Genomic DNA, 6,314 nt, shown 5'->3' on the forward strand with positions numbered 1-6,314 from the left:
AACGCTTTATGCCTAAAGCTTAAAGCCTAAAGCCTAAAAAAATGAATATAAAAATTTTAACACCAGAATACGTAGTTTTTGAAGGAGAAGTAAGCTCTGTATTATTGCCTGGAAAAAATGGTGAATTTCACATCATGAAAAACCACGCAGGAATCGTTTCTTCTTTAATTGGTGGTAAAGTAAAATTATATGCTAATTCTATTGATGATGCATATGCAAAATACTTTACTAAAGAAAATGAAAAAGATTCTGTTTTTTCTTATCCTATCAAAAGCGGTGTTGTAGAATTTAATAATAATAAAGGAATTATCCTTTGTGAATAATTAAATGAAAAGCTAAATATATTTTCAAGAAAGTGTAACTTTGGTTACACTTTTTTTATGTCATGTAAGAATCTGATTTTATGGGGAAAGGTTTAATCATATTATTTACAGTTTTCGGGTTTCTATTAAATGCTCAGAATTTTAAAGTTAAAAGAGGTATTATAACTCTCGATGGAGCACATGTTGCAAAAATTTCAAACAAATCAAGTGTTTACACTTTTATGGATTTGAAAGAAACCCCTATTTATACAGTTGAATTTATAGATAAAAGTATAGTAGATTCTGTAAGAGACAGTTATATAAGATTAAATAGAATTTATAATCAGGAAAAGACTATAGAATTAGATTATATTTCTCCCTCGGCATTTTCTGGTGAAGAAAAATCAGCGGTTTATACCTCTATAAAAGATTTAAAGATTATTGATAACAGAGGTATCAACATTAAAAATTTGGATGACCTTTTCAAAAATACTCCAAAAAGAAAGTTAGATACTAAGACAAAGGATGCTTATATTACCAAAAGCAAAATTGATAAACTTAATATTACTGTAAATAATGTTGGTGAAATTTTAAGTAACGGAATTCCTGTGGGATATTTTGTAAACTTACCTGTTAGTTTTGGTTCTGATGATAAAATTACCGAAAAGACATTTATTGATATTGAGATTTATGATGCAAAAAGTAAATTTATAGGGAAATATATTACAACTACTAAGCAATTAAAAACAGCTGGCGGAAAAACTTTTACTATTTATAGAGAAATGTCGGGACGAGCATCAGTTTTAAAATTTCCCACATATAAAGCAATTGCAGAAAGAATGGCAATTTTAGACCCCAATTTTATTAAAATATAATTTATTATAAATTAAGTAAATAAAAAACCTCAGAAATCATTTCTGAGGTTTTTTTGTTTCAGGTTGTATATTTTCTTTTAGATTTTGAATATATTCTGTAGGAGTAACACCTTCAAAATCTTTAAAAACTTTATTAAATGTAGATTGGTTTTTATATCCAGCTTGTGTATAAAGATAGGTAAGTTTATAACGATCATAATCGTCATTCTGCATAAGCTTTTTAATATACTCTATCCTATATTTATTTAAAAATGTATTAAAATTTGAACCGGCAATCAAATTGAGTGTACGTGAAACGTATGAAACATTTGTATCTAATGCTTCTGCTAGTTTAGATATTGTAAAGTTAGAATTCAAATAAATATTATCATTTTCAAATAGAAAGATAATCTCATTATAAATCTTATTATAGGTTGGGTACAAATTTGAAGTATCAGAGTTGCTAATACTAGTATTATTTTCGTTAATATCTGATATTCCTTTAAAGTTATCTTTTAGATCAGTTAAAGTAATTTGATGTTTATAATATAAGAAAAATGAAATAAGATAAATTACGGATAATAAAGTAAATATGTTTATTATAAATAAATTATTTTGTGAAATTTCTAAACGTGGAACTTCAAACCATTGGTTAGCAAAAAATGTAATTAAAACAAGAAAAGTTATATAAATTGACCAATAAACAGCAGATCTTATCGTAAAAAAATGGTGTGCAGCAATAGGAAAAACAAGATACCATATAAGAGATAGAGGACTGTGATTCCAAAATAATATTAAAATGCAATATATGAATATCGATGAAGCTATCATATATGGTGTAATAAATAACCTAATAATACTATATTTTATATTATAGATGAATATTGCAATGATAATATTTATAATAAGATCTACTAATGTAAAAATTATTAGTTCTTCCCTCATGTTAATATAAAAAAATAAACATAAAAGGATTATTGTTATAATGATGTATGAGAATATAAAATTGACAATAGATTTTTTATATATATCAGATTTAAGCATCTTAATATTTTAACGCAAAATAACGCTTTTTACTTTTTATTATTAACAAAATCAAAATTATTTTTTTTCTGTTTTTACGTATTATGTAAATGTATTTTTTATCTATCTGATTATTAGCATTTTATATGTATTAGTAAATGACAGTATTACATTTATGAGATATGTTTTTGCTTTAATCTTTACTATAATTTTGCGACAAGAAAAATAAGATTTTACTTCTTTAATAAATATTCAGTAAATAAATTAAATATAAATACAAGATGGATTGAGTTGAAATTTTTGTTTTTTTAATTCTTTAATAATTAATTATAGATGTTTTTTCGTTAAAAAATCTTCTGAATTTATAAAACATACTTTCTCTTCAATTTTGCAAAATTTTAATATTAAATATTATATAAACAAACAATGAGAAAAAAAACTTACATTATCACACTCTTTTTGGCAATTTCGAAACTTTCGGCTCAACATGTCGGAATAAATACTACAACTCCTGATACTTCTTCTGTATTGGATATTGTTTCAAATAGTAAAGGACTTTTAGCCCCAAGAGTTAGTCTGGATTCTTCAACAATGGATTTAGATGGAAACCCTGGTCAAGCAGAAGGATTGTTGGTCTATAATACAGGAACAGTATTACCCAAAGGATATTACTTTTGGAATGGAACTGAATGGAGAACTATAGATAACTCTACTTCGATAGCACCTTCAGTTGCTGGTATTGATTGTACAACAGCGATACTTAGTCCATCTACATATACAGCTGGTACACCTTTTACGGGTATTATGAAAGTTTCGTATACTGGCGGTAATGGAGGTAATTATTCTGGAGGTTCAACCATAACTGTTAATGGTTTAGATTTTAAGCTGCAAGGTGGGCAATTAGCAGTTGGGACTGGAGAACTAATTTTTAATGTCACAGGAACTCCTACAATTACGTCTCCTATATCAACAACTGTACCTATAAACAGTACAAGCGTATCATTTTTTTCAGGAAGTTGTAATGCTGTAATTGGAGGACAAGATACAGCAGAGATAAAAACAGTAGCAACGATGGGACCATTACGCTTAACAAATGACCCAGCTGCAGGATATGACAGAATTTTAACAACACCTGATGGAAAATTCTCAGTTAGGGTAGTAGTTTCTGCTACGGCTCCTAACAATGGTTTTGATTTAGCAGATTTACAAATAAGAAGTAATTCTGGGACTCCAACAATTATGTGGAATGCAGGTATTGAATATGTATCTAATGGTCAGTTTGTTAACGGAAATAATGGAATGACTTTTCCTGCACAAGGAGTTTGGTATGGAAACTCTGGAGGTAACGGAACAACTATGGGAAGTACTATTACTAATGCGTGGGGAGATCCAGATGTTTATTATAACTCTCCAGAATATAGAAGATATACCTGGACTACAACAGATCCCTCGGATCAAACCATGTATATTCTAACTTTTATGATGGGAGCCGCAAATTTTGGTCCGGCTAATGCCACAAACTGTCCAAACGGTGTTTGTTCTACTACAAAAGCATTTCTCAAAATAGACCAAATACGTTCTATAAATTAAAAATGATTTTTTATGTCTTATTTGTCAATAATTATTGGCAAATAAGACATTTTCTAATTTAGCGAAGATAATTGTTACCAAAATAGATTTGTAAATTCGTTGTGATCGCAAATTTTCTTTGTTACATTTTTCATTTATAAATTTAAAATCACTCCATTTTCTTTCAACTGTTGCATAGGTTTTGAAAACCAGAATAATTCGAAATTTTCAAAATTTTTCTCGAAATCTAACTTAAGTTGTTGAAGTGTAATAGGTTTAGCATTTTCAAATGAGTTTTCTTCTAATATTTTTAACAACCATTCTGCTTGGCTCTGTTCAAAATCAACATCAATAATATTGGTTTTTAAATGGAATGTAAGTCGCATGTACGGGTAAATATATTTCTTTTTTGTTTTTATACGATTCTCAGCGATTACATTTTTTACTAAAAAAATGATCTTTGAATTTCCTTTGAATTTAAAATTCTCATCTTCCAACAAACAATTGTGAATATAATCGGGATGAACTGTCGTTCTTGGAATTTTAAAATCAAACCATTCCTGAAGTGGAAGTTCAAAATTAATTCCATGCATATAATTGAACAAAGATTTTTTTAAACCAAAACTAAATTTGCTATGATTAATTCCGGTTTTGTCTGTGAAATCTATATCGTTATTGGCAAATAAAATTTCTTGTTTGATTGGAGTAACACCAAATTCTTCAGGATTGATACCAATAGGAGAGTGTGCTGTCATTGCAAACTGATGCCAAAAACCACTTTGTAAAATTCCCATTTCAAATAATTGGCGAACCATTTCCAAAGAATCTACAGTTTCTTGAACAGTTTGTGTAGGATATCCATACATTAAATAGGCATGAACCATAATTCCTGATTCAGTGAAATTTCTTGTAACTTTTGCAACTTGTTCTACAGAAACTCCTTTGTCAATTAATTTTAATAATCGATCACTTGCAACTTCAAGTCCACCAGAAACCGCAACACATCCGGAAAGTTTTAATAAAAAACATAAATCTCTTGTAAAACTTTTTTCAAATCTGATATTTGTCCACCAAGTTACAACAAGATTTCTTCTTAAAATTTCTAAAGCAACCTCTCTCATTAGAGCAGGAGGAGCGGCTTCATCTACAAAATGAAAACCTGTTTCACCTGTTGTTCGGATCAATTCTTCCATTCTATCAACTAAAATTTTGGCAGAAATGGGTTCATAAATTTTTATATAATCTAAAGAAATATCACAAAAAGTACATTTTCCCCAATAGCAACCATGTGCCATTGTCAACTTGTTCCATCGGCCGTCACTCCATAAACTATGCATAGGGTTAGCGATTTCAATTACTGAAATGTATTTATCTAATTGTAAATCAGTGTAATCCGGAGTTCCGATATCAGATTGTTTATAATCTGTTTTTTTTGAGTTGTTTTTATATACAACTTCTTGATTTTCAATTAAAAATGTTCTTTTAAATTGACATTCTTCGTATTGCTCAGAATGACAAATGTGTGTGTGAAGTAGTTCGAGAGGAAGTTCACCATCATCTAAAGTAATGAAGTCAAAAAATTCAAAAACTCTTTTATCCTTTAAATCTCTCAATTCAGTATTGGGAAAACCACCTCCCATGGCTGTTTTGATGTGAGGAAAATTTTCTTTTATAAACTGTGCGCATCTAAAACCTGAGTATAAATTTCCTGGAAACGGAATTGAAAAACAAATTAATTTAGGTTGTAATAATTCAATTTTTTGTTGGAGAATTTTTAATGTTATATTATCAATAAATGATTTTTTCTCGGATAGTTTTGAATATAATTCATCAAACGAATTAGCACTTTTTCCTAATCTTTCGGCATATCTGCTAAAGCCGAAATCAGGATCGATGTTTTCAACTATAAAATCAGACAAATCTTCTAAATATAAGGTAGCCAAATGTTTAGCTTTGTCTTGGAGTCCCATATTTCCGAAAGCAAATTCCATGTCATCAAGCTGATTGAATCGGGATGCTTCGGGAAGAAAATTCATGCTGCAAATTTGTCTTGCTAATGTGGGATTTTTACCTTGAAGGAAAAGAATTACCTGATCAATTGTTTTAATATATTCATTTCTTAAAGTGAAAATTCTTTGTGAATTTTCTGAAATGTTTTGAGTGACAATTTTTTTATTAAAAACTTCTTGAATCCCTTTCTTTGAAAATAATTCTAAAATTACTTCAATACCTAAATCTATCTGATAGCTAGATATATTTTTAGTATTCAAGAATCCTTTAATGTAGGCTGTAGCCGGATAAGGTGTATTTAGCTGGGTAAAGGGTGGGGTTATAAGAAGTAGATCTTTCAAAAGAGAAATTTTTGCAAATTTATTTTAAATATTTAAATTATACCAGATTCTACTTTTTAATTTAAAAAATAGAAATTTCATTAAAATTTATGTTTTTATATAAAAAATTATTATTTTTAAACATCCATGAGAAATAAATATTCATATTTACATTTAGAAATAAGAAGTTTATTTTTTTGCTATAACACATTTGAAATTAATAATTTATAAAATAA

Annotated in this window: 5 protein-coding genes; 3 read left to right on the forward strand and 2 right to left on the reverse strand. The window is 28.3% G+C overall.

Features of this window, described 5'->3' with window-relative positions; translation table 11 throughout:
* The first annotated feature begins 41 nt into the window (after positions 1-41).
* The gene (locus OH806_RS11600) at positions 42-323 is read left to right on the forward strand and encodes a FoF1 ATP synthase subunit delta/epsilon (protein WP_264743846.1); all 282 of its coding nucleotides are present in this window, start codon (positions 42-44) and stop codon (positions 321-323) included.
* An 80-nt stretch (positions 324-403) separates the two neighbouring features.
* Positions 404-1,177: a hypothetical protein gene (locus OH806_RS11605; protein WP_264743847.1), complete on the forward strand. Its 774-nt coding sequence runs from the start codon at positions 404-406 to the stop codon at positions 1,175-1,177.
* A 36-nt stretch (positions 1,178-1,213) separates the two neighbouring features.
* Here the strand turns inward: OH806_RS11605 and OH806_RS11610 are convergent, their stop codons facing one another.
* A complete protein-coding gene (locus tag OH806_RS11610) occupies positions 1,214-2,101 on the reverse strand; it encodes a helix-turn-helix domain-containing protein (protein ID WP_264743848.1) in 888 nt (295 codons plus the stop codon).
* 504 nt (positions 2,102-2,605) lie between these two features.
* Here OH806_RS11610 and OH806_RS11615 point away from each other — a divergent pair.
* The gene (locus OH806_RS11615; protein WP_264743849.1) at positions 2,606-3,769 is read left to right on the forward strand and encodes a hypothetical protein; all 1,164 of its coding nucleotides are present in this window, start codon (positions 2,606-2,608) and stop codon (positions 3,767-3,769) included.
* Positions 3,770-3,903: 134 nt separating this feature from the next.
* Here the strand turns inward: OH806_RS11615 and OH806_RS11620 are convergent, their stop codons facing one another.
* The gene (locus OH806_RS11620; protein WP_264743850.1) at positions 3,904-6,099 is read right to left on the reverse strand and encodes a B12-binding domain-containing radical SAM protein; all 2,196 of its coding nucleotides are present in this window, start codon (positions 6,097-6,099) and stop codon (positions 3,904-3,906) included.
* Positions 6,100-6,314 lie beyond the last annotated feature (215 nt).

Source organism: Chryseobacterium oryctis (assembly GCF_025971925.1).
GTDB classification, from domain to species: Bacteria; Bacteroidota; Bacteroidia; order Flavobacteriales; family Weeksellaceae; genus Chryseobacterium; species Chryseobacterium oryctis.

What these genes read in the sequence shown, in the direction of transcription:
- OH806_RS11600 (WP_264743846.1), top strand. Translation starts at nt 42, where the DNA reads ATGAATATAAAAATTTTAACACCAGAATACGTAGTTTTTGAAGGAGAA.
- OH806_RS11605 (WP_264743847.1), top strand. Translation starts at nt 404, where the DNA reads ATGGGGAAAGGTTTAATCATATTATTTACAGTTTTCGGGTTTCTATTA.
- OH806_RS11610 (WP_264743848.1), bottom strand. Translation starts at nt 2,101, where the DNA reads ATGAGGGAAGAACTAATAATTTTTACATTAGTAGATCTTATTATAAAT.
- OH806_RS11615 (WP_264743849.1), top strand. Translation starts at nt 2,606, where the DNA reads ATGAGAAAAAAAACTTACATTATCACACTCTTTTTGGCAATTTCGAAA.